This window comes from Microbacterium sp. X-17 (assembly GCF_039615055.1).
In genome coordinates this window covers 86,379-108,269 of record NZ_JBDHNI010000003.1, presented here as the reverse complement: position 1 = coordinate 108,269, position 21,891 = coordinate 86,379, and the positions used below count along the sequence as shown (strand labels likewise).

Here is a 21,891-nt window from a genome sequence, read left to right as displayed (position 1 = left end):
CCCCCCCCCCCCCCCCCCACGAATCGGGGGCGATCAGAGGCGGGCGCGGACGGCCCTGACGCACCAGAACAGGCCGTAGGCGATCAGGCCGAGCGCGATCAGGATCAGCGCGATGACGCCGAAGGGAACGCTCGCCAGGGTCTTGAGGCTCCCGTCGAGCCCCGTGGCCTTCGACGGGTCGTACGTGATCGCGCCGAGGATCACCAAGCCGCCGACCAGCAGCAGCGCCACCCCTTTGGCGATGTAGCCGACCCTGCCCAGGGCGCTGATCGCCCCCGCCCAGCGATCCGGCGGGAGCTTCAGGTCGCGCTCGAACTTGCTCGTCACGCCGTTGCGGATGAACTCCACGCCGACCGCGACGATGATCAGCCCGATCAGGCCCAGCACGAAGACGCCGCCCGGGAGCCCCAGGAGATGGGCGCTCGACGACTTCTCCGTCGAGGTCGAGTTGCGGCTGCCTCCGCCGGCGACCGAGATGGTGATGACCGCGAGCGCGCCGTAGACGACGGCCTTGACGACCTCCAGGATCTTCGTCCATGCCCCGTGCGCCGTCACCGCCACCAGGAGCTGCCACAGGGCGAGCACGATCAGCCCGATCACGATCAGCCACAGGACGAAGACGCCGCCCGGAGCGGACGCGACCGCTTGGAGGGCGCCGGACTGGTCGGCCTTCCCGCCGGACCCCGCTGCCACGGCGAGGGCGATGACGCCGATGAGGATGTGCAGGAGGCCGATCGAGGCCAGTCCCACGCGGGTGAGGACCCGCACGGTGGTGCTGCGCTCCAGCCGGGCGGCTGTTCGGGATGGCGAGCTCATGCCCTGCACGGTACGCGGGGTCCCAGGCCGGCGGAATCTCCGGTACCGTAGATAGCTGAGTCCGCCGCGCCATCGCGCGGCGGCGAGGATCTGAATAGCTGAATAGAGGAGGCCGGCATGGACATCGACCTCAGCGTCTTGCGTCTCATGGAGCGTGAGAAGGAGATCCCGTTCGATGAGCTGGTGCAGATCATCGAGCAGGCGATCCTGACCGCGTATCTCAAGCACACCAACCAGGCCGACCACCGCCACGGGCACAGCGACCAGCCGCCCGCCGCGCGCGTCCACCTGGACCGCAAGACGGGGCATGTCACCGTCTACGTCCCGGAGCGCGACGAGGAGGGCAATGTCATCGGCGAGGCCGAGGACAGCCCCAGCGACTTCGGCCGCATCGCGGCGTTCGCCGCAAAGCAGGTGATCAATCAGCGGCTGCGCGACATCGCGGACGACGCGGTGCTCGGCGAGTTCCGCGGCCGGGAGGGCGACATCGTCGCCGGCATCATCCAGCAGGGGCCGAACCCGCGCATGGTGCACATCGACCTCGGCAGCGTGGAGGCCATCCTCCCGCCCGAGGAGCAGGTGCCGGGCGAGGAGTACACGCACGGCTCGCGCATCCGCGTCTACGTCACGAGCGTGGCGAAGGGCCCCAAGGGCCCGTCGATCACGGTCTCGCGCACGCACCCCGCGCTCGTCCGCAAGCTGTTCGCGCTGGAGGTCCCGGAGATCGCCAGCGGCATCGTGGAGATCGTCTCGCTCGCCCGGGAGGCCGGCCACCGCACCAAGATCGCGGTGCGCGCGACCGAGCCCGGCGTGAACGCCAAGGGCGCCTGCATCGGCGAGCTCGGCCAGCGCGTGCGCGCGGTCACGGCCGAGCTGAACAACGAGAAGATCGACATCGTCGACTACTCGCCCGACCTCGCGACGTTCGTGTCGAGCGCCCTCTCGCCGGCCAAGGTGACCAGCGCGTTCGTGATCGACGAGTCGCTCAAGGCCGTGCGCGCGCTCGTGCCCGACTACCAGCTCTCGCTCGCGATCGGCAAGGAGGGTCAGAACGCGCGCCTGGCGGCGAAGCTCACCGGCGCGAAGATCGACATCCAGCCCGACTCGATCCTGGACGAGAAGTAGAAGCCCGCCGAGGGAATGCGAAGCTGCGACGGAGCGTTGTCCGAAGAGGCGGCGCTCCGTCCTGATTCGGCGCAGAGATGCGTGAGGGGTAAGATGGAAGCCGTCAGAACGTGCGTCGGATGCCGTTCTCGCGCTCCCCGATCCTCTCTTCTGAGGGTCGTACTCCGGAATTCGGAACTCGTGGCGGACCCGTCCGCCACTCTCCCCGGACGGGGCGCGTGGCTGCATCCGGTCGACGAGTGTCTCGATCTCGCACTCCAGCGCAGGGCCTTCGGGCGGGCGCTGAAGGTGCAGGAGGCACTCGACCCGACGGCTGTCCGGGCCGCACTGCGACCCCGGACGGCACCGAGAGAACAGGCTGAAGAAGCAGTGACTTCACATGAGTGACAACAAATGAGCGGCTCGAAATGAGTGCCGTCCACTACTAACGCCTGCCCTGTCCGGGGTGGGCCCCAGACAGGAGAATTGTGGCTGCAAAACCACGCGTACACGAGGTCGCGAGCGAGCTCGGCGTCGACAGCAAAGTCGCGCTCGCGAAACTCAAGGAGATGGGCGAGTTCGTCAAGGGACCGTCCTCCAGCATCGAGCCCCCGGTAGCCCGCAAGCTGCGCGCCGCCCTGGAGGCTGAAGGCTTCACCGCCGACAAGGCGTCGGCTCCCAAGGCCGAGGCGCCCCGCCCGGCCGCGCCGCGCCCGCCGGCGTCCAGCGAGTCCGCCGGTCCCAAGCCGCAGGCGCCGCTGTCCGTCGCCGAGCGTCAGGCCGCCGCCGAGAAGGCGGCTGCCGAGAAGGCCGCTGCGGAGAAGGCCGCCGCCGAGAAGGCCGCGCAGGCCGCTCCCGCCGCGTCCAGCACGACCGACGCCGCCAAGCCGGCCTCGCCGCGCCCCGGCACGGCGCCCGGCTCCGGCTCCGGCAGCATCCCGCGCCCGGGCAACGCCCGCCCCGGCAACAACCCGTTCTCGTCCAGCCAGGGCATGGGCTCCCGGCCCAGCACCCCGCGGCCGGGGAACAACCCGTTCTCCAGCTCGCAGGGCATGGGCTCGCGCCCGAGCCCCGGCAACATCCCGCGTCCGGCCCCGCCGCGTCCCGGCTCGCCGCGCATCGGCGCGCCCGGCCAGGGTGGCGGCGGCAACCGTCCCGGCCAGCGCCAGGGCGGCGGCGGACGTCCCGGCTTCCAGCAGCGCCCGGGCGGCGCCGGTGGCGGTGCGGCAGGCGGCGGCTTCCAGCGTCCCGGCGGCGCTCCGGGCGGCGGCTTCGGCGCCCCGCGTCCGGCCGGCGGCGGTGGCCGCGGCCGTGGACCCGGCGGCGGCACGGCCGGCGCGTTCGGCCGTGGCGGCGGCAAGTCCAAGGCCCGCAAGTCGAAGCGCGCGAAGCGCCAGGAATTCGAGATGAGGGAAGCTCCGTCGCTGGGCGGCGTGAGCGTTCCCCGCGGCGACGGCGGCACCGTTGTGCGCCTGCGCCGCGGCTCCTCCATCTCGGACTTCGCCGACAAGATCGACGCGAACCCCGCGTCGCTGGTCACCGTCCTCTTCCACCTGGGCGAGATGGCGACCGCGACCGAGTCGCTCGACGAGGCGACCTTCGCGATCCTCGGCGAGGAGCTGGGCTACAAGATCCAGGTCGTCTCCCCTGAAGACGAGGACCGCGAGCTCCTCGAGGGCTTCGACATCGACCTCGACGCCGAGCTGGAGGGAGAGTCCGACGAGGACCTCGAGATCCGGCCCCCGGTCGTCACCGTCATGGGTCACGTCGACCACGGTAAGACGCGCCTCCTCGACGCCATCCGCAACGCGAACGTCGTCGCGGGCGAGGCCGGCGGCATCACCCAGCACATCGGCGCCTACCAGGTGTGGACCGAGCACGACGACATCGAGCGCGCCATCACCTTCATCGACACCCCTGGTCACGAGGCGTTCACCGCCATGCGTGCCCGTGGTGCGCAGGTGACGGACATCGCGATCCTCGTGGTCGCGGCGGACGACGGCATCATGCCGCAGACGATCGAGGCGCTGAACCACGCCCAGGCGGCCAACGTGCCGATCGTGGTCGCGGTCAACAAGATCGACAAGCCCGACGCCAACCCGGCCAAGGTGCGCCAGCAGCTCACCGAGTTCGGCCTGGTCGCCGAGGAGTACGGCGGCGACGTCATGTTCGTCGACGTGTCGGCCCGCAACAACATCGGCATCGACGCCCTGCTCGACGCGGTCCTCCTGACCGCCGACGCGGGTCTCGACCTCCGCGCGAACCCGAACAAGGACGCGCGCGGTGTCGCGATCGAGGCGAAGCTCGACAAGGGCCGCGGCGCCGTGGCGACCGTGCTCATCCAGTCCGGAACGCTGCGCGTCGGCGACGCGATCGTCGCGGGCACGGCCTACGGCCGCGTCCGTGCGATGGCCGACGAGAACGGCGACGCCGTCTTCGAGGCTGCGCCGTCCCGCCCGGTCCAGGTGCAGGGTCTCTCCAGCGTCCCGCGCGCCGGCGACACCTTCATCGTCACCGAGGAGGACCGCACCGCCCGGCAGATCGCCGAGAAGCGCGAGGCCGCGGAGCGCAACGCGCAGCTGGCGAAGGCCCGCAAGCGCATCTCGCTCGAGGACTTCACCCGTGCTCTGGAAGAGGGCAAGGTCGAGGCGCTCAACCTCATCATCAAGGGCGACGTGTCCGGTGCCGTGGAGGCGCTGGAGGAGTCGCTCATGAAGATCGAGGTCGACGACTCGGTCAGCCTCCGCATCCTGCACCGCGGCGTCGGCGCGATCACCGAGTCGGACATCGACCTGGCGACCATCGACAATGCGATCGTGATCGGCTTCAACGTCCGGCCGGACGTGAAGGCGCGCGAGCGTGCGGCCCGCGAGGGTGTGGACGTCCGCTTCTACTCGGTCATCTACAACGCCATCGAGGACATCGAGAACTCGCTCAAGGGCATGCTCAAGCCCGAGTTCGAAGAGGTCCAGTCGGGTGTGGCCGAGATCCGCGAGGTGTTCCGCTCCTCCAAGTTCGGCAACATCGCCGGTGTCATCGTCCGGTCCGGAACGATCACGCGCAACGCCAAGGCGCGCGTCATCCGCGACGGCGTCGTGGTGGGGGACAACCTCGCCATCGAGTCGCTGCGCCGGTTCAAGGACGACGTCACGGAGGTCCGTACGGACTTCGAGGCCGGTATCGGTCTCGGAAAGTACAACGACATCCAGATCGGCGACGAGATCGAGACCACCGAGATGCGGGAGAAGCCCCGCGCTTAATCGGTAGCCTGTGAGGCCCGGCGGGAGACCGCCGGGCCTTCGGCTTCCGCTCAGAACATCCCTAGGAGGACCACATGGCCGACCCGGCACGCGCGCGGAAGCTCGCGGACAGAATTCAGGTCATCATCGCCAAGCGGCTGGATCGCGGCCTGCGCGACCCGCGGCTCGGCTTCGTGACGATCACCGACGTGCAGGTGACGGGCGACCTCCAGCACGCCACCGTGTTCTACACGGTGTACGGCACCGACCAGGAGCGCGCCGACACCGCCGCGGCCCTGCAGGCAGCGACCGGCATGCTCCGCAGCGAGGTGGGCAAGAACATCACGGCACGGCTGACGCCGACGCTGGCGTTCCAGCTCGACGCCATCCCGGAGAACGCCGCGCACATCGAGGACCTGCTGCGCCAGGCCCACGACCACGACACCCAGGTGGCGGGGCTCGCAGCCGGCGCCAGCTACGCCGGCGAGGAGGACCCGTACGTGAAGCCGCGCGAGGACGAGGACGAGGACTGACCGGCGCACGCGCGAAGCCGTTCGCCCCGCCCCGGTAGGGTGGCGGGTGTGACTGTCAGGAACATCGTGCGCAAGGGGCTCGCGCCCGTCATCGGTTCGGAACGGGTCGACAGGCTCGTGGACGGGGAGGCGAAGGCCCGCGCCTCGCTGGCCTCCTGGATCGCCCCGGCGGAGCGGCCGGCCCCGGTCGAGGAGGCCGCGCCCGGGTCGGAGTACCCGCTCGCGCCGAACGGCTACCGCATCTATCCGTTCGACGCCTCGCGGTTCCCGGAGCCCACGCTGACGCGGCACGAGTTCCTCACCGGGCTGCACGAGGCGCTCCAGCCGCGCGCGTACCTGGAGATCGGCGTCGACGACGGCCGGTCGCTGACCCTCTCGCACACCAAGACGATCGGCGTCGATCCGGCCTTCCACATCGTCAGCCCGCTGCGGTCCGACCTGCTGCTCGCCCGCGAGACCAGCGACGACTTCTTCGCGTCGACGCAGGCGGCGGACCACCTGGCCGGCACCCCGCTGGACCTGGCGTTCGTCGACGGGATGCACTGGGCCGAGTTCGCCTACCGTGACTTCGTCAACGTGGAGAAGCTCTGCAGCCCGCTGAGCGTCGTGGTGCTGGACGACATGATGCCGCGGACGGTCCACGAGGCCGCCCGCGACCGCTACACGGACTCCTGGGCGGGCGACGTCTACAAGGTCGTGGAGCTGCTCCGCACCGAGCGGCCCGACCTGATCGTCGTGCCGGTGAACACGTTCCCGACCGGCGTCGTGCTGGTGATGGCCGTCGACCCCGCCTCGACGGTGCTCGGCGACCGCTACGATGACCTCCTGGCCGGGCTGACCTCCGCGGACCCGCAGGACGTCCCGGATCACGTGATCGAGCGCACGCGCGCCGTCGATGGCCGCGACCTGATCGCCTGGCCGGGCTGGGCGGAGCTCCGCGACCTGCGCGAGCGCCCGCGCGCGACGGCCATGCGCCGAAAGCTGCTGGCGTCGTTCGCCGAGACTTTCGTACGCTGAGACCATGTACGCCGTCTCGTTCTACGACCCAGACCCCGACACCACCCCGGAGCGCTTCCAGCGCGTGGTGGAGGCCTACCCGCGCCACAAGGCCTACCTGGACGCGTTCGCCGCGGAGACCGGGGACGTGCTGATGATCGGCACCTTCGGCGACCCCGGCACACAGGGCTCGATGGCGGTGTTCCGCTCGCGGGAGGCCGCGGAGCGGTTCCGCGACGGCGACCCGTTCTTCACCGAGGGGCTGGTGTACCGGTCGCGGATCCTGGACTGGAACCCGGTCGTCTTCGCGGAGAGCTGAGCGTTCGGTCTCAGGGCAGGGTGTAGCCGTCGCCCTCCGCGACCGCGAGGCCGTCGGCAACCAGCCCGCGGAGCGCGCGGTCGCGCTGCTCGGCGTCGGGCCAGACGTCCTCCAGCTCGGCGGCGGTGACCGGGATGTGCGAGCCGCGCAGCTCACGGAGGATTCTGCCGCGCACCTGCCGGTCGCTGCCCTCGTACGCCTTCTGGACGGCCTTGCGCGGGCCGGCGTAGGCCGGATAACCCGCCGCGCGCCACCCGCAGGTCGCCGCCAGCGGGCACGCCTCGCAGCGCGGCGAGCGCGCGACGCACACGATCGCGCCGAGCTCCATCATCCCGGCGTTGAAGGCGGCGGCCGCCGGGCGGTCGTCGGGGAGGAGCGCGGTCATGGCCGCGAGGTCGCGCCGGGCGCTCGGCGGGGCCGGCTCGCCCTGGCCGTCGACGGCGCGCGCGATGACACGGCGCACGTTGGTGTCGACGACGGGATGGTGCGCACCGTACGCGAACACCGCGACGGCGCGCGCGGTGTAGTCGCCGATCCCCGGGAGCGCGAGCAGCGCCTCCACGTCGTCCGGAACGACACCGCCGTGCCGCTCGGTGATCGCGACGGCCGCGGCGTGCAGCCAGAGCGCGCGGCGCGGGTAGCCGAGCGACTGCCAGGCGCGCACGGCCTCCCCGGGCGGGACGGCGGCCAGGTCGGCGGGCGTCGGCCACCGGGTCAGCCACTCCTCGAGACGCGGGATGACGCGCGCCACCGGCGTCTGCTGCAGCATGAACTCGCTGACCAGGGTGCCCCACGCGGTGAAGCCGTCGCGGCGCCAGGGGAGGTCGCGGCGGTTGGCGTGATACCAGTCCACAACCGCCGTCGCGAACGCGTCGGGTCTGTCCGCGTCTGGCATGTATCGAGGCTACCCGGTGCTGCGGCTTATGCTCGTCCCATGATGCTGCCTCCGACGCCGCGGGTCCTCCTCCTCCGCGAGATCGTGGCGGAGGTGCGCGCGCTCACGCCGGGCGGCCGGGTGGTGGTCGCGGTGGACGGCGGCAGCGCCACCTCGGGCTTCGCGGACGACCTCGCCGTGGTGTTCCGGGAGTCCGGCGTCGACACGCATCGGGCGTCGGTCGGTGACTTCCACCGGCCGCGTTTCGAGCGCACCCTGTTCGGGCCGGAGACGCCGGAGCGCTTCTATCGGGACGCGTTCGACTACTCGACGCTGCGGCGGGTGCTGCTCGACCCGTTCCGGATGGCGGGCAGCACCGGGTTCCAGACGCGGGCGTTCGACGAGGTGCGGGACGCGCCGGTCGTCGCGCGGTGGGAGACGGCGGGGCCGGACGCCTTGCTCGTGTTCGACGGCGAGTTCCTGCTGCGGCCCGAGCTGCGCCGGGAGTGGAACGCGTCGATCCTGCTGGTGAACACGCCGCAGCGCGCCGTCTACGAGGAGGATGCGCGGCCGCGCGACTTCGCGACGTTCCTGGTGGACGACTCGGACCCGCAGGCGCCGGTGCGCGTCCCGAGAGGCTAGCGGGCCAGCAGCGGGGCGAGCCTGCGCGCGACGTCGGCCGGCGCGATGAACGCCTTCGTGGCCTCCACCTCGTGCACCAGGCCGGTCAGCGCCGCGTTGACCGGAGCCTCCTGGCCGCTCGCGCGCGCCTCGGCGACGACCGCGCCGTTCAGGTAGTCGATCTCGCTGAGCTGGCCGCGCCGGATGCTCTGCAGCGTCGAGCCGGGGTTGGGCGTCGACCCCATCCTGCGCCGCATCAGCAGCGGGACGACCTGCGCCAGCCAGCGCGGGGACGACGCCACGAAGCGCAGGATCCGGTCGTCGAGGCCCTGGATGCTGCCGAAGCGCACGCCGCGCGCGATGCCGACGCGGACGGCCTCCTGGAGGCTGGCGGTGATGATCGGGCGCAGTTCGCGGCTGCCGAGGGTCTCCTGGGCGCTGAGGCCGGTGATGGCGGGCATGGCGTTGACCTGGTTGACCATGAGCTTGGTCCACTGGCAGCCGGTGAAGTTCTCCACGGCGAAGCTGGGCATGGCGGCGTCGAGGATGCGGGCGGCCTCCACCGCGCTCGCCGGCGGCTCGCCGTCGCCGGCGCCGAGGTAGGTGTTCGCGGTCGTCGTGACGGTGACGCGGCCGGGGGAGAGGTAGCTGGCGGCGTAGAGGGCGAGCGCGCCGACGCAGTCCGAGCTGGGGAGCAGCTGAGTCGCGACGCGCAGGCCGGCGAGTCCGTTCTGGACCACCACGACCGTGATGCCGTCGAGGAGGGCGGCGTTGTCGCGGATCGCGGCCTCGGCGTCCTGGGCCTTGGTGCACACGAACACCAGCTCGGGACGGGTCTGGAGCCGTTCGGCGGCGGCGACCCGCGCGGTGTGGGCGCCCCATCCGCCGTCGAGCCGGAGGCCGTCGGCACGGATGGCGGCGAGCTGCTCGCCGCGGGCGGTGACCTCCACGAGGTGGCCGACGCGGTCGAGCAGCGCCGCGATCGTGCCGCCGATGGCCCCTGCTCCGATCACGCCGATTCGCACGCCCTCCAGCCTAGGCCGCACGTCGATCCCGAACGAACTGACAGGACACGCCGCCTCGGCCTCGCGCGAGACGGCATGTCCTGTCAGCTAGTTCCTCAGTCGGCGAGGACGGGGGTGGGCTCGGCGGTCGCCTCGGCGGCCGCGGCGGCGGGGAGGGCGTCCTCCTCGGCCGTGTCGGCGGCGTGTGCGGCCGCCAGCTCCGCGGCGCGGCGGCGGCTCGGCAGCGCGAGCGAGATGACGGCGGCGACCGCCAGCGCTCCCGCGCCGACCCAGACGGCCGGGATGGCCGCGTCGACGTAGCCGGTCGGGGTGAGCGTCCCGCCCGCTCCGGTGAACACCGCGGTCAGCACGGCGACGCCGAGCGCGACGCCGATCTCCCGCAGCGTCGAGTTCGCGCCGGAGGCCTTCGCGTGGTCGGCCGGCCGCATGTTCGCCAGCACCGCGGTCGAGCTCGGCGCGAACACCAGGCCCATCCCGACGCCGGCCAGCAGGAACGGCGGCCACATCTGCGAGTACGGCAGGCTCGCCGACAGTGTCGCGGCGATCCAGGCCATCGCCCCGGCGAGGAACACCAGGCCGATGACGATCGGGAGGCGCGTTCCCGTCCGGCCGGACACCAGCCCGGTGAGGGGCGCGACGACCATCGGCGCCAGCGTCCACGGCATGGTCATCACGCCGGCCTCCAGCGGGGTGTGGCCCTGCACCACCTGGAGGAACTGGATGAGGATGAAGATCGCTCCGAAGATCCCGAAGCTGAAGGTCACGCCGACGAGATTCGCGACGGTGAAGCTGCGGTCGCGGAACAGCCGCAGCGGCAGCAGGGGAGCGGAGGTCCGCGTCTCCCGGAACACGAACGCGACCAGCAGCGCGCCGCCGGCGATCAACGAGAACAGCACCTCGGCGCTGTCCCAGCCCGCGTCGTTGCCGCGGACGATGCCGTAGACGAGTCCGAGCACGCCGGGCGCGGCCAGCAGCAGGCCGACGATGTCCGCGCGCACGCGGTCGCCGAAGCTGTTCGGGAGGGCCAGGAGCACGAGCGGCACGGCGATGACGCCGAGCGGCACGTTCAGCCAGAAGATGGCCTGCCAGTTCCAGCCCTGCACGACCGCGCCGCCGATCAGCGGGCCAAGGGCGACGCCCAGGCCGGAGATGCCTCCCCAGATGCCGATCGCCGCCGGGCGCAGCTTCTTGCTGACGCTGCCGGCGAGCAGGGTGAGCGAGAGCGGCAATAGTGCGGCGGCGCCCGCGCCCTGGACGGCGCGCGCAGCGATCAGCATCCACGGCTCGGTCGCGAGCGCGCTGGCGGCGCTGGCGAGGGTGAAGACCACGATGCCGCCGAGGAACACCGAGCGGCGGCCGAGCCGGTCGCCCATCCCGACGGCCATCAGCATGAGCGTCGCGAAGCTGAGAGTGTAGGCGTTGACCACCCACTGCAGCTGCTCGATGGAGGCGCTCAGGTCGCGGGCGATGACGGGGAGGGCGCTGGTGACGACCAGGTTGTCGAGGGTCGCCATGAACATCGGCAGGGAGGCCGCGACGATCGCGAGCCAGACGGGGATCCGGCGGGCTGCGCCGGGACGGGATGAGGTCATGGTCCCTTCCTGGATTGTTAGTAATCGAATGATTACAACGCACTTTAGTAATCGACTGATAACCTGTCAAGCATGACTTCGGCGATCAGTGAACGGATCCCCTCGGCCGAGCGGCGCGAGCAGATCCTCGGCGCGGCGAGCCTCGTGTTCGGGGAGCGCGGTTACTTCGGTGCGACCACGGACCAGATCGCCAAGGCGGCCGGGATCAGCCAGCCCTACGTCGTCCGGATGTTCGGCAGCAAGGAGAACCTCTTCGTGGAGGTCCTGCAGCGCGCCCTCGACAAGCTGATGGCGAGCTTCCAGTCCACGATCGACGAGTGGCGCGCGGACGGCTCGCCCGTGGGGGAGGACGGCGCGGGCGGCGAGCACCACGAGATCGGCCGCCGGCTCGGCCTGGCGTACGTGAACCTGATCGAGGACCGCGGCATCCTGCTCTCGCTCATGCAGGCGTTCGGGATGGGCAACGACGCCGTCATCGGCGGGCGCGCCCGTGAGGGCTTCCTCGCGATCTACAAGCTGGTCCGCGACGAGGTCGGCTTCTCGCCGGACGAGGCGCGCACCTTCCTCGCCGAGGGGATGCTGCTGAACACTCTGCTCGGGCTCAAGCTGCCCGCCGAGTACGGCAAGGACGTCTGCGCCACCGAGATCATCGAGTCCACCTTCCGCAGCAAGCTGCAGCTGGTCCTCGACGTCGCCGGCGAGAGCGCATGAGCGGCAGCGGTCTGATCCTGGTCGACAAGCCGGGCGGCTGGACGAGCCACGACGTCGTCGCGCGCGTCCGCCGGCTGGCCGGCACCCGCAAGGTCGGTCACGCGGGCACGCTCGACCCGATGGCGACGGGGCTGCTCATCCTGGGCCTCAACTCCTCGACGCGGCTGCTGACCTACATCGTCGGCGCCGACAAGGAGTACCTGGCGACGATCCGGCTCGGCGCGACCACGACGACCGACGACGCGGAAGGCGACGTGGACGTGGAGGCCGACCCGGCGGACGTCGCGGCGGTCGAGGACGACGCGATCGCCCGCGGCATCCAGGCGCTCACCGGCGAGATCGAGCAGATCCCGAGCTCGGTGAGCGCGATCAAGGTGGACGGCAAGCGCGCCTACGCGCGGGTGCGGGCGGGCGAGGAGGTCGTCCTCCAGCCGCGCGCGGTGACCATCGCGGAGTTCGAGCTGCTGGCGGCCCGGCGGCTGCCCGATCCCGCGGCGCCGGTCGCGATCGAGCTCGATGTGCGCGTGGTGTGCTCCTCCGGCACGTACATCCGCTCGCTCGCGCGCGACCTCGGCGCGGGCCTCGGCGTCGGCGGCCACCTCACGGCGCTGCGCCGCACGCGGGTCGGCCCGTTCGACGTGCGGGAGGCCGGCGAACTCGATACGCTCGATCCCGCGACGGCCCTCATCCCCGCCGCGCGAGCCGTCTCGGAGCTCTTCGAGACGCTCGAGCTGACCGAGCAGCAGGCGATCGACCTTACGCACGGCCGGCGCATCCACATCGCCGATCGGGAGGGACCGGGAGGCGGACCCGTCGCGGCCATCGCCCCCGGCGGCCACCTCGTGGGGCTCATCGAGTTCCGCGGAAAGGAAGCCAGGACCCTCGTGAACTTCCCGACCGACGAGATCGCCTCCGCATGATCGAATGGTTCGTGGCGCTGCAGGTCGGCGTCGCCGTGATCGCCGGCGTGCTCTGCCTGGTGCTCGGGCTCGCCGGGCGAGTCCCCGGCGACCTCACGATGGGCGCCGTCGCACTGGTCGAGCTGCTGCTGATCGTTCAGTTCGTGATGGCGATCGTGGCCCCGCTGGTCGGCAACCCGCCGACCGGCAGCCTCGCCGAGTTCTACATCTACCTGATCTCTGCGCTGCTGCTGCCGCTCGCCGGCGGGTTCTGGGCGCTGATCGAGCGCAACCGGTGGAGCACCGTCATCCTGGGCGGGGTCTGCCTGGCGATCGCGGTGATGGTGTACCGGATGGGGCAGATCTGGTTCGTGCAGGGGGCGTAAGCGGCTCCGCGCGCGCGAATAGAATCGTTAGCGATGTCCCACCACACCATGTCCGCCCGTGAGCAGAGCGGTGACGAGTCGCCGAAGCGCCGCATCACCGGCGTCGGCCGCGTCCTCGTCTTCGTCTACGGCGTGCTGGCGCTGGCCGCGACCGGCCGCAGCGTCTTCCAGATCATCGACCGCTTCCACGAGGCGCCGGTCGCGTTCACGCTGTCCGCGCTGTCGGCCGCCGTCTACATCGTCGCGACCATCGCGCTCGTCGCGCCGGGACGGGTCTGGTACCGGGTGGCGTGGATCACGATCACCTTCGAGCTGGTGGGCGTGCTCGTGATCGGGACGCTCAGCCTGTTCGCGCCGGCGACGCTCGGCCTCCACGACATCGACCCGTTCGGGCGCGACGCGACCGTGTGGTCCGTCTACGGCATGGGCTACCTGTTCATCCCGCTGACCCTGCCGATCCTCGGCCTGCTCTACCTGTCGAAGCACAAGCCGCTGGACGGAGCGCGTTCGTGAGGGTGTTCGGCTCCGTCGCGGAGATCCCGGACGGCTTCGGGCCGAGCGCGGTCACCATCGGCAAGTTCGACGGGGTGCACACCGGCCACCGCGCGGTGATCGAGCGGCTGCGCGCGGTCGCCGCCGAGCGCGGGCTGACCTCCGCGGTCATCACGTTCGACCGCAACCCGCTGGAGGTGCTCGCGCCGGAGACTTGTCCGGCCTCGCTGGTGAGCAACCGGCAGAAGCTGGAGCTGCTGGCCGAGACCGGGATCGACGCGACGCTCATGGTCGCCTTCGACCGCGCGCTCGCGGACCTGCCTCCCGAGGAGTTCGTCCGCCACATCCTCGTCGACCGGCTGCACGCCGCCGCCGTGCTGGTCGGCAGCGACTTCCGGTTCGGCGCGCGCGGGGCCGGCGACGTGACGCTGCTGCGCGAGCTGGGGGAGCGCCACGGCTTCACCGTCGAGCTGATCGACGACGTGCGGCCCGAGCACGGCCGCCGGGTGTCCTCCACCTGGATCCGGGAACTGCTGGCCGCCGGCGACGTCGGTCACGCCGCCGAGCTGCTCGGCACCGTCCCGACGGTGCGCGGGATCGTCGTGCACGGAGCGGCCCGCGGGCGCGAGCTCGGCTTCCCGACCGCGAACCTGTCGCCGGAGTCGGAGGGCCTCATCCCGGCGGACGGCGTCTACGCGGGCTGGCTGACGGACGACGATGGCACCCGCTATCCCGCCGCAATCTCGGTCGGCAACAACCCGACCTTCGAGGGCGTGCCGCAGAAGCAGGTGGAGGCCTACGTGCTCGACCGCGAGCTCGACCTCTACGGGCACACGGTCGACGTGGCGTTCTCCGAGCGCATCCGCGGTATGGTCGCGTACGCCGGGATCGAGCCGCTGATCGCGCAGATCGCCGCCGACGTGGAGCAGGCCCGCCGCATCCTGACGGCCGAGCGCGCGTGAGCGAGGCCGCCCCGGACACCGCGCCGTCGGTCGCTGCGCCGCGCCCGCTCTGGCGCGGCCGGACCGTCGCGCTGCTCGGCATCCTGCTGGTCGCGGCGAACCTGCGCACGGCGGTCGCGGCGCTGTCGCCGATCTTCGCGGAGATCCGGGTCGAGTTCCCGGTGTCGAGCGTCGGGGTCGGGCTGCTCGGGATGCTGCCGCCGGTCTGCTTCGCGCTGTTCGGGCTCCTCGCGCCGACGTTCACCCGGCGGGTGTCGCTGGAGGCGGTGCTGCTGATCGCGCTCGGCGTGATGCTGGCCGGGCACCTGCTGCGCGCGACGGCCGGCTCGTTCGTCATGCTCGCCGTCGGGTCGGCGGTCACCTTCGCGGGGATGGGCGTCGGCAACGTGCTGCTGCCCCCGCTGGTGAAGCGCTACTTCCCCGACCGGATCGGCCTGGTGACGGCGCTCTACGCGACCGTGATGTCGGTCAGCACGCTGCTGCCGCCGCTGGTCGCGGTGCCGGTCGCGGACGCCGCCGGCTGGCACGTGTCGGTCGGGATGTGGGCGCTGGTCAGCGTGCTGGCGATCGTGCCCTGGCTGCGCATCCTGATCACCCACCGGCCGGCCCATCCCGCGCACGACGTGGCGGTCGAGGGGTCCGACCATTCGATGGTCCGCCGGATCTGGCGCTCGGGGCTGGCCTGGGCGATGGCAGTGGTGTTCGCGGTGTCGAGCCTCAACGCGTACGCGATGTTCGCCTGGCTGCCGCAGCTCGTGCACGACGTCGCGGGGACGCCGCCGGCGGAGGCGGGCGCGCTGCTGTCGATCTACGCGGGCATGGGCATCCCGGCCGGCCTGCTGGTCCCGCTGCTCGCCGCCCGGATGCGGAACGTGTCGCTGCTGATCTACGCCGGCGTCGCGTTCTTCGTCGCGGGCTACGCCGGACTGGTGTTCGCCCCGGCGACGGCGACCTGGCTGTGGGTGGCGTTCGCCGGCCTCGGCCCGCTGCTGTTCCCGCTGAGCCTGGTGCTGATCAACGTGCGCACGCGCACCCACGCCGGCTCGGTCGCGCTGAGCGGCTTCACGCAGGGCCTCGGCTACACCCTCGGCGCGCTCGGGCCGCTGATGGTCGGCATCCTCCACCAGGTCACCGGCGGCTGGACCGTGCCGCTCGTGGTCCTCACCGCGACCGCGCTGGCCGCTGCGGCCGCCGGCGCCGTCGTCGCCCGCCCGGTCCCCCTCGAAGACCGCTAGTCGCGGGGGTTCGCTGGCAGCATCGCGTTGCGGTGGATGAGGGCGGCGGCGCCGATGAGGGGGCCCTCGGAGGAGAGGGCGCTCGGGACGATGCGGACCTTGCGCACGAACGGGAAGTAGTGCGCCTCGATCACCTCGCGCATGTGCGTGAACAGGTCGGGGGTGGAGTGCGAGAAGCCGCCGCCGATCGCGACCAGCTCCAGGTCGAGCAAGGCGGTCGCGGAGGCGATGGCGTGGCCGACGGCGCGGCCGGTGCGGGTGATCGCCGCGACGGCGACCTCGTCGCCCGCGGCGTACGCTGCCGCCAGCTCCTCGCCCGTGCCGCCGGTGAAGCCCTGGCGGCGCGCCCAGGCGACGGTGTGCGGGCCGGAGGCGATGGCCTCCAGCGCGTACGGCGCTCCGAAGGTGTCCTCGCCTCTGGTGTCGCCCACCTCCACGTGCCCGATGTGCCCGGCGTTGCCGGTCGGGCCGGTGATGACCCGGCCGTCGACGATGAGGCCGCCGCCGATCCCGGTCGAGATGACCATCCCCATCACGTTGTCGACGCCCTGCGCGGCGCCCACCCAGTGCTCCGCCATCGTGATCGCGACGCCGTCCATCTCCAGCGTCACCGGCACGTCGAGGCCCGCGGAGGCCACCACCGAGCCGATGAAGTCGCGGAGCGGGTAGTCGCGCCAGTCGGGCACGTTCAGGGGCGAGACGAGGCCGCGCCTGCGGTCGATCGGGCCGGCGCAGCCGATGCCGACGCCGACGACCGTCGCGCCGTGCGGGAGCGCGGCCAGCGTGTCGCGCACGACACCGCCGACCGAGGCCTCCAGGTCGGCGATCGTCGCCGTGCGGCCGGTCGGGAGGCGGTGGCGGGAGCCGGGGAGGAGGACGCCGTCCGCATCCACGAGGGCGGCTTCGACCTTGGTTCCGCCGAAGTCGACGGCGAGTGCGAGGGGAGTGGCAGACACGACCCAACGATAAACGAAACCGGGCCTGCTCATTTGAGCGGAGAACGCGCAACCGTTGCACACCGACCTATGCTGGACGCGTGGCCCTGAACGATACCGACGAGATCCTCGCCGTCAAAGCCGCAGAGCTGTACTACGAAGCCGGGAAGACCCAGGACGAGATCGGCGTCGCCCTCAACGTCTCCCGCTGGAAGGTCGGCCGGCTCCTGGTGGCGGCGCGCGAGCACGGCTTCGTGCGCATCGAGATCGTGCACCCGAGCGCCAGGAAGTTCTCGCTGGAGCGCGAGCTGTGCGGCTTCTACGGGCTGGAGGACGCGGTCGTCGTGCCCGCAGCGGAGTCCGACTCCGACTCGCAGGCCCGCGTCGCGCAGGCCGCGGCCGACTACCTCACGACCCTGCGCCCGGTCCCGCGCACCCTCGGGGTGAGCTGGGGCCGCACCCTCCACGCCGTCGCCGCGCGGCTGCGCCCGGGCTGGGCGGTCGGCGTGAACCCCGTCCAGATCAACGGCAGCGTGTCGAGCACCCGGCAGGCCACGGCCGCCGCCGACACCGCCGTCGTGATGGCCCGCAAGGCTCAGGGCACCGCGACCCTCCTGCCGAGCCCGGCGATCTTCGAGCACGCGGCCACCCGCCGCGCGATCGAGGCCGACCGGTCCGTGCAGTCCGTGCTGGAGCTCGCGCGCAGCGCGAACGCGTACCTGTTCAGCGCGGGCGTGGTCGACACCAGCTCGGTCCACGTCGACTCCGGCTACCTCTCCGCGGAGGATGTGCTCGCGCTGGCCGCCAAGGGCGCGGTGGGCGACGTCGTCGGCCGCTTCATCAACGAGGAGGGCCAGGTCGCCGATCCCGAGCTCGACGGCCGCACCCTCGGCCTCAGCCTGGACGAGCTCCGCAACGCGGGCACCTCCATCGCCGTCATCGCGGGGGAGGCCAAGCACGGCATCGCCCACGCTGTCGTCGCCAGCGGGCTGTGCACCACCCTGATCACCGACGAGTCGACCGCCAACGACCTCCTCGGCCGCGCGCCGAACATGAGAAAGCAGACGTCATGACCATCGAAACGACCCCGCCCGTGCGCACGCTCGCGCCGGCGGCCCGCGCCGTCGAGGTGCTGGGCGGCGACCTCACCGAGGGCTCGCTCCGGCGCTACCTCGGCGGCATCCCCGGCGTGGACGCCGTCGGACTGGAGCAGCGCGCGGCCGGCCTCGGCACCCGCTCCATCAAGACCACCAGCAAGGCCTGGGCGCTCGACAAGATCATCGAGCTGATCGACCTGACCACCCTGGAGGGCGCGGACACCCCCGGCAAGGTGCGCTCGCTCGTCGCCAAGGCTCTCACGCCCGACCCGAGCGACCTGACCGCCCCGCGGCCCGCCGCGGTGTGCGTGTACGGCGACATGGTCCCGTACGCGGTCGAGGCGCTGGGCGCCTCCCACGCCGGACGCGTCGCCCGCGAGACCGGCCAGCACGGCGGCATCAACGTCGCCGCCGTCGCCACCGCCTTCCCGAGCGGCCGGGCCTCCCTGCCCGTCAAGCTCGCCGACACCGCCGACGCTGTCGCGGCCGGCGCGGACGAGATCGACATGGTCATCGACCGCGGCGCGTTCCTCTCCGGCCGCTACGGCCTCGTGTTCGACGAGATCGTGGCCGTCAAGGAGGCCTGCCGCCGCGACGACGGCAGCTTCGCCCACCTCAAGGTCATCCTGGAGACCGGCGAGCTGAACACCTACGACAACGTGCGCCGCGCGTCCTGGCTGAGCATCCTCGCCGGCGCGGACTTCATCAAGACCTCCACCGGCAAGGTGTCGCCCGCGGCGACCCTCCCGGTGACGCTGCTGATGCTGGAGGTCGTGCGCGACTGGCACCGGCTGACCGGCGAGGAGATCGGCGTGAAGCCGGCGGGCGGCATCCGCTCGTCCAAGGACGCCATCAAGTACCTCGTCACGGTCGCGGAGACCGTGGGCGAGCGCTGGCTGCAGCCGCATCTGTTCCGGTTCGGCGCCTCCAGCCTCCTCAACGACGTGCTGCTGCAGCGCCAGAAGCTGAGCACCGGGCACTACTCCGGCGCCGACTACGTGACGATCGACTGAGACGGGACGACAACACCATGAGCTTCCTCGAGTACGCCCCGGCCCCCGAGTCGCGCGCGATCCTCAACCTGCGCGACCAGTACGGGCTCTTCATCGACGGCGAGTTCGTCGACGGGCACGGCACGCCGTTCCAGACCATCTCCCCGGCGACGGAGGAGCGCATCGCGACCATCGCGACCGCGGACTCCGCCGACGTCGACCGCGCCGTCGCCGCCGCCCGCCGCGCCTACGACCGGGTCTGGTCGAAGATGAGCGGCAGCGACCGCGGCAAGTACCTGTTCCGCATCGCGCGCCTCATCCAGGAGCGCTCCCGCGAGCTGGCCGTGGCCGAGAGCCTCGACAACGGCAAGCCGATCAAGGAGAGCCGCGACGTCGACGTGCCCCTGGTCGCCGCCTGGTTCTTCTACTACGCGGGCTGGGCCGACAAGCTGGAGCACGCCGGCCTCGGCCCCGCGCCCCGCGCCCTCGGCGTCGCCGCCCAGGTCATCCCGTGGAACTTCCCGCTGCTGATGCTGGCGTGGAAGATCGCCCCGGCCCTCGCAGCCGGCAACACGGTCGTCCTCAAGCCTGCGGAGACCACGCCGCTGACCGCGCTGCTGTTCGCCGAGATCGTGCAGCAGGCCGACCTCCCCGCCGGTGTCGTCAACATCGTCACCGGCGCGGGCGAGACCGGCCGCGAGCTGGTCGCGCACCCGGACGTCAACAAGGTGGCCTTCACCGGCTCCACCGCCGTCGGCCGCGAGATCGCGCGCTCGGTGGCCGGCACCGAGAAGAAGCTCACGCTGGAGCTCGGCGGCAAGGCCGCGAACATCGTCTTCGACGACGCGCCGATCGACCAGGCCATCGAGGGCATCGTCAACGGCATCTTCTTCAACCAGGGTCACGTCTGCTGCGCCGGCAGCCGCCTGCTGGTGCAGGAGAGCGTGCACGACGAGGTCGTGGACCGCCTGAAGCGCCGGCTCTCCACGCTGCGCCTCGGCGACCCGCTCGACAAGAACACCGACATCGGCGCGATCAACAGCGCGGAGCAGCTGCAGCGCATCCGCGAGCTCTCCGACATCGGGGAGGCCGAGGGCGCCGACCGCTGGACCGCCGAGTGCGCCATCCCGGAGAACGGCTTCTGGTTCGCCCCGACCATCTTCGACAACGTGTCGACCAGCCACCGGATCGCCCGCGAGGAGATCTTCGGGCCCGTGCTGTCGGTGCTCACCTTCCGCACCCCGGCCGAGGCCATCGCCAAGGCGAACAACACCCCGTACGGCCTCTCCGCCGGCATCTGGACCGACAAGGGCAGCCGCATCCTGGCCGTCGCCGACCAGCTCCGCGCCGGCGTGATCTGGGCGAACACCTTCAACCGGTTCGACCCGGCCAGCCCGTTCGGCGGCTACAAGGAGTCCGGCTACGGCCGCGAGGGCGGCAGGCATGGCCTCGGCGCCTACCTGGTGCCCGGGCGCTCGCTGCCGGCGGCTCGCCCCGCGGTCACCGCGTCCCGCACCTCCACCCGCACCACGACCCGCAAGGGAGCGACGAAATGAGCCGCCTGGCCGTGCCGAAGACCTACAAGCTCTACATCGGCGGGAAGTTCCCGCGCTCCGAGTCGGGCCGCACCTACGAGGTCGTCTCCGCGAAGGGCGGGTTCCTCGCGAACGCCGCCAAGGCCTCCCGCAAGGACGCCCGTGACGCGGTCGTGGCCGCGCGCGGCGCGCTGTCCGGATGGGCCGGGGCCACGGCGTACAACCGCGGCCAGGTGCTGTACCGCATCGCGGAGCTGATGGAGGGCCGCCGGGCGCAGTTCGTGGACGAGATCCAGAACGCCGAGGGCGTCACCGCCGCCGTCGCCGGCGCGCAGGTGGACGAGGCGATCGACCGCTGGGTCTGGTACGCCGGCTGGGCCGACAAGTTCGCCCAGGTGGCGGGCAACGCCAACCCGGTCGCGGGCCCGTACTTCAACATCTCGGTGCCGGAGCCGACTGGCGTGGTCGCGATCGTGGCCCCGCAGGACTCCAGCCTGCTCGGCTTCGTCAGCGCCGTCGCCCCCGCGCTGGTCGCGGGCAACACGGTCGTCGTGGTCGCCTCGGAGCGCTTCCCGCTCTCGGCGATCAGCCTGAGCGAGGTGCTCGCGACGAGCGACGTGCCGGGCGGCGTGGTCAACATCCTCACCGGCTCGCCGGCGGAGATCGCCCCGTGGCTGGCCTCCCACGCCGACGTGAACGCGCTCGACCTGGTCGGCGCCGGAGCGCTGGAGTGGGTGGACCTGCAGATCGGCGCGGCCGACACGCTCAAGCGCGTCCTGGCCCCGGAGAACGGCCCGGACGCCGCCGCCCCGTCGCTCGACCGCATCGCGTTCTTCACCGAGACGAAGACGGTCTGGCATACCAAGTCGCTCCTTTAGAGTCGCCTGAGGCGCCCTTCCCGCCTCCCTCCTTGTGAGGGAGGATGGGAGGATGAGCGACGGGTGGGGATCTGGGCACGGAACTCTCGTCCTGGTCGGCGACAGCCTGACCCAGGGCGGCGACTGGGAGTCCTGGATGCCCGGCGAGGAGATCGTCAACCTCGGCGTCGCGGGCGACACCTCCGACGATGTGGTCGCCCGGCTGGACGCCGTGGTGGAGGCCGGCCCCGCGCTCGTCGCGCTCCTCATCGGGACCAACGACCTGGCCTGGCGCCGCTCGGTCGAGCACGTCGTCCGCAACGTGGAGACCATCCTGGTCACGCTCCGCAAGGAGCTGCCGGAGGTGCGCATCCTGGTGCAGTCGGTGATGCCGCGCGGCCACGAGTTCGCCGACCAGATCCGCGACATCAACCGCCACCTGTGGCAGTTCGCCCCCACCGTCCACGCCGCCTGGCTCGACCTCTGGCCGGCGCTGGCGCTGGAGGACGGCGAGCTCAACCCGGCGTACACGGACGACCGCCTGCACCTGAACGCGGAGGGGTACCGGGTGTGGCTGGGGGAGCTGGTGCCGGGGCTGGAGCGGGCGCGGCAGCTGCCGCCGAACAGCCGGGCGATCCAGTTGCCGGACCTGGGTGGGGCGGGGTAGGGGC

General features: G+C 71.8%; 23 protein-coding genes. 18 read left to right on the top strand and 5 right to left on the bottom strand.

What is annotated here, in order from left to right; translation table 11 throughout:
• Positions 1 to 33 precede the first annotated feature (33 nt).
• Positions 34 to 816: a DUF1206 domain-containing protein gene (locus ABCS02_RS14830; protein ID WP_345836439.1), complete on the bottom strand. Its 783-nt coding sequence runs from the start codon at positions 814 to 816 to the stop codon at positions 34 to 36.
• A 117-nt stretch (positions 817 to 933) separates the two neighbouring features.
• On the opposite strand from ABCS02_RS14830, the gene nusA reads away from it, so the two are divergent.
• From nusA to ABCS02_RS14800, 6 genes are all read left to right on the top strand, one after another.
• On the top strand, positions 934 to 1,941 hold the full coding sequence (gene nusA, locus ABCS02_RS14825) for a transcription termination factor NusA (protein WP_345836438.1): 1,008 nt from the start codon (positions 934 to 936) through the stop codon (positions 1,939 to 1,941).
• Positions 1,942 to 1,956: 15 nt separating this feature from the next.
• Positions 1,957 to 2,328: a YlxR family protein gene (locus ABCS02_RS14820; RefSeq protein WP_345836437.1), complete on the top strand. Its 372-nt coding sequence runs from the start codon at positions 1,957 to 1,959 to the stop codon at positions 2,326 to 2,328.
• A gap of 80 nt (positions 2,329 to 2,408) precedes the next feature.
• The gene (infB, locus tag ABCS02_RS14815; protein ID WP_345836436.1) at positions 2,409 to 5,180 is read left to right on the top strand and encodes a translation initiation factor IF-2; all 2,772 of its coding nucleotides are present in this window, start codon (positions 2,409 to 2,411) and stop codon (positions 5,178 to 5,180) included.
• Between the two features lie 74 nt (positions 5,181 to 5,254).
• Positions 5,255 to 5,692 carry a 30S ribosome-binding factor RbfA gene (gene rbfA, locus ABCS02_RS14810; RefSeq protein ID WP_345836435.1) on the top strand — a complete coding sequence of 146 codons (438 nt, stop codon included), beginning with the start codon at positions 5,255 to 5,257 and terminating at the stop codon, positions 5,690 to 5,692.
• Positions 5,693 to 5,740: 48 nt separating this feature from the next.
• Positions 5,741 to 6,709, top strand: a complete 969-nt coding sequence (locus ABCS02_RS14805; protein ID WP_345836434.1) for a class I SAM-dependent methyltransferase — start codon at positions 5,741 to 5,743, stop codon at positions 6,707 to 6,709.
• Between the two features lie 4 nt (positions 6,710 to 6,713).
• On the top strand, positions 6,714 to 7,007 hold the full coding sequence (locus tag ABCS02_RS14800) for a YciI family protein (protein WP_345836433.1): 294 nt from the start codon (positions 6,714 to 6,716) through the stop codon (positions 7,005 to 7,007).
• Between the two features lie 10 nt (positions 7,008 to 7,017).
• Here the strand turns inward: ABCS02_RS14800 and ABCS02_RS14795 are convergent, their stop codons facing one another.
• On the bottom strand, positions 7,018 to 7,902 hold the full coding sequence (locus ABCS02_RS14795) for an A/G-specific adenine glycosylase (protein ID WP_345836432.1): 885 nt from the start codon (positions 7,900 to 7,902) through the stop codon (positions 7,018 to 7,020).
• 39 nt (positions 7,903 to 7,941) lie between these two features.
• Between ABCS02_RS14795 and ABCS02_RS14790 the strand changes: the two genes are divergently transcribed.
• Complete coding sequence (locus ABCS02_RS14790) at positions 7,942 to 8,523, top strand: hypothetical protein (protein ID WP_345836431.1); 582 nt, start codon at positions 7,942 to 7,944, stop codon at positions 8,521 to 8,523.
• On the opposite strand, the gene ABCS02_RS14785 is transcribed toward ABCS02_RS14790, so the two are convergent.
• Positions 8,520 to 9,527, bottom strand: coding sequence for a 2-dehydropantoate 2-reductase (locus tag ABCS02_RS14785; protein WP_345836430.1), 1,008 nt, complete (start codon positions 9,525 to 9,527; stop codon positions 8,520 to 8,522). The two genes, ABCS02_RS14790 and ABCS02_RS14785, sit on opposite strands and share 4 nt — an antisense overlap.
• Positions 9,528 to 9,622: 95 nt before the next feature.
• Complete coding sequence (locus tag ABCS02_RS14780) at positions 9,623 to 11,119, bottom strand: DHA2 family efflux MFS transporter permease subunit (RefSeq protein WP_345836429.1); 1,497 nt, start codon at positions 11,117 to 11,119, stop codon at positions 9,623 to 9,625.
• 72 nt (positions 11,120 to 11,191) lie between these two features.
• Here ABCS02_RS14780 and ABCS02_RS14775 point away from each other — a divergent pair, with 72 nt between their 5' ends.
• From ABCS02_RS14775 to ABCS02_RS14750, 6 genes are read left to right on the top strand one after another with little or no spacing between them, the layout of a single operon-like run.
• Positions 11,192 to 11,830 (top strand): TetR/AcrR family transcriptional regulator, encoded by a 639-nt coding sequence (locus ABCS02_RS14775; protein WP_345836428.1) that lies wholly within the window; start codon positions 11,192 to 11,194, stop codon positions 11,828 to 11,830.
• Positions 11,827 to 12,750, top strand: coding sequence for a tRNA pseudouridine(55) synthase TruB (gene truB, locus ABCS02_RS14770; protein ID WP_345836427.1), 924 nt, complete (start codon positions 11,827 to 11,829; stop codon positions 12,748 to 12,750). The genes ABCS02_RS14775 and truB overlap by 4 nt, the downstream gene beginning before the upstream one ends.
• A complete protein-coding gene (locus ABCS02_RS14765; RefSeq protein ID WP_345836426.1) occupies positions 12,747 to 13,115 on the top strand; it encodes a hypothetical protein in 369 nt (122 codons plus the stop codon). The genes truB and ABCS02_RS14765 overlap by 4 nt, the downstream gene beginning before the upstream one ends.
• A 33-nt stretch (positions 13,116 to 13,148) precedes the next feature.
• Positions 13,149 to 13,628: a hypothetical protein gene (locus tag ABCS02_RS14760; protein WP_345836425.1), complete on the top strand. Its 480-nt coding sequence runs from the start codon at positions 13,149 to 13,151 to the stop codon at positions 13,626 to 13,628.
• Positions 13,625 to 14,569: a bifunctional riboflavin kinase/FAD synthetase gene (locus ABCS02_RS14755; protein WP_345836424.1), complete on the top strand. Its 945-nt coding sequence runs from the start codon at positions 13,625 to 13,627 to the stop codon at positions 14,567 to 14,569. The genes ABCS02_RS14760 and ABCS02_RS14755 overlap by 4 nt, the downstream gene beginning before the upstream one ends.
• Positions 14,566 to 15,804, top strand: coding sequence for an MFS transporter (locus ABCS02_RS14750; RefSeq protein WP_345836423.1), 1,239 nt, complete (start codon positions 14,566 to 14,568; stop codon positions 15,802 to 15,804). Before ABCS02_RS14755 ends, ABCS02_RS14750 begins: the two co-directional genes overlap by 4 nt.
• Here ABCS02_RS14750 and ABCS02_RS14745 read toward each other — a convergent pair.
• Entirely contained in the window at positions 15,801 to 16,760 is a 960-nt protein-coding gene (locus ABCS02_RS14745; RefSeq protein ID WP_345836422.1) for an ROK family protein, read from the bottom strand. The genes ABCS02_RS14750 and ABCS02_RS14745 overlap by 4 nt on opposite strands.
• An 80-nt stretch (positions 16,761 to 16,840) precedes the next feature.
• On the opposite strand from ABCS02_RS14745, the gene ABCS02_RS14740 reads away from it, so the two are divergent.
• From ABCS02_RS14740 to ABCS02_RS14720, 5 genes are read left to right on the top strand one after another with little or no spacing between them, the layout of a single operon-like run.
• Positions 16,841 to 17,812 (top strand): sugar-binding domain-containing protein, encoded by a 972-nt coding sequence (locus tag ABCS02_RS14740; RefSeq protein ID WP_345836421.1) that lies wholly within the window; start codon positions 16,841 to 16,843, stop codon positions 17,810 to 17,812.
• Positions 17,809 to 18,849 (top strand): deoxyribose-phosphate aldolase, encoded by a 1,041-nt coding sequence (deoC, locus tag ABCS02_RS14735; RefSeq protein WP_345836420.1) that lies wholly within the window; start codon positions 17,809 to 17,811, stop codon positions 18,847 to 18,849. Before ABCS02_RS14740 ends, deoC begins: the two co-directional genes overlap by 4 nt.
• Positions 18,850 to 18,866: 17 nt before the next feature.
• On the top strand, positions 18,867 to 20,384 hold the full coding sequence (locus ABCS02_RS14730; RefSeq protein ID WP_345836419.1) for an aldehyde dehydrogenase family protein: 1,518 nt from the start codon (positions 18,867 to 18,869) through the stop codon (positions 20,382 to 20,384).
• Positions 20,381 to 21,241, top strand: a complete 861-nt coding sequence (locus ABCS02_RS14725) for an aldehyde dehydrogenase family protein (RefSeq protein ID WP_345836418.1) — start codon at positions 20,381 to 20,383, stop codon at positions 21,239 to 21,241. Before ABCS02_RS14730 ends, ABCS02_RS14725 begins: the two co-directional genes overlap by 4 nt.
• Positions 21,242 to 21,293: 52 nt before the next feature.
• Positions 21,294 to 21,887: an SGNH/GDSL hydrolase family protein gene (locus tag ABCS02_RS14720; protein WP_345836417.1), complete on the top strand. Its 594-nt coding sequence runs from the start codon at positions 21,294 to 21,296 to the stop codon at positions 21,885 to 21,887.
• The last annotated feature ends 4 nt before the right edge of the window (positions 21,888 to 21,891 follow it).

Bases quoted from the DNA above. Each gene is read 5' to 3' on its own strand.
- deoC (WP_345836420.1), top strand. From the start codon at position 17,809: ATGACCATCGAAACGACCCCGCCCGTGCGCACGCTCGCGCCGGCGGCC.
- ABCS02_RS14780 (WP_345836429.1), bottom strand. From the start codon at position 11,119: ATGACCTCATCCCGTCCCGGCGCAGCCCGCCGGATCCCCGTCTGGCTC.
- truB (WP_345836427.1), top strand. From the start codon at position 11,827: ATGAGCGGCAGCGGTCTGATCCTGGTCGACAAGCCGGGCGGCTGGACG.
- ABCS02_RS14830 (WP_345836439.1), bottom strand. From the start codon at position 816: ATGAGCTCGCCATCCCGAACAGCCGCCCGGCTGGAGCGCAGCACCACC.
- rbfA (WP_345836435.1), top strand. From the start codon at position 5,255: ATGGCCGACCCGGCACGCGCGCGGAAGCTCGCGGACAGAATTCAGGTC.
- ABCS02_RS14760 (WP_345836425.1), top strand. From the start codon at position 13,149: ATGTCCCACCACACCATGTCCGCCCGTGAGCAGAGCGGTGACGAGTCG.
- ABCS02_RS14790 (WP_345836431.1), top strand. From the start codon at position 7,942: ATGATGCTGCCTCCGACGCCGCGGGTCCTCCTCCTCCGCGAGATCGTG.
- ABCS02_RS14730 (WP_345836419.1), top strand. From the start codon at position 18,867: ATGAGCTTCCTCGAGTACGCCCCGGCCCCCGAGTCGCGCGCGATCCTC.
- ABCS02_RS14820 (WP_345836437.1), top strand. From the start codon at position 1,957: ATGCGAAGCTGCGACGGAGCGTTGTCCGAAGAGGCGGCGCTCCGTCCT.
- ABCS02_RS14725 (WP_345836418.1), top strand. From the start codon at position 20,381: ATGAGCCGCCTGGCCGTGCCGAAGACCTACAAGCTCTACATCGGCGGG.
- ABCS02_RS14775 (WP_345836428.1), top strand. From the start codon at position 11,192: ATGACTTCGGCGATCAGTGAACGGATCCCCTCGGCCGAGCGGCGCGAG.
- ABCS02_RS14720 (WP_345836417.1), top strand. From the start codon at position 21,294: ATGAGCGACGGGTGGGGATCTGGGCACGGAACTCTCGTCCTGGTCGGC.
- ABCS02_RS14765 (WP_345836426.1), top strand. From the start codon at position 12,747: ATGATCGAATGGTTCGTGGCGCTGCAGGTCGGCGTCGCCGTGATCGCC.
- ABCS02_RS14795 (WP_345836432.1), bottom strand. From the start codon at position 7,902: ATGCCAGACGCGGACAGACCCGACGCGTTCGCGACGGCGGTTGTGGAC.
- nusA (WP_345836438.1), top strand. From the start codon at position 934: ATGGACATCGACCTCAGCGTCTTGCGTCTCATGGAGCGTGAGAAGGAG.
- ABCS02_RS14800 (WP_345836433.1), top strand. From the start codon at position 6,714: ATGTACGCCGTCTCGTTCTACGACCCAGACCCCGACACCACCCCGGAG.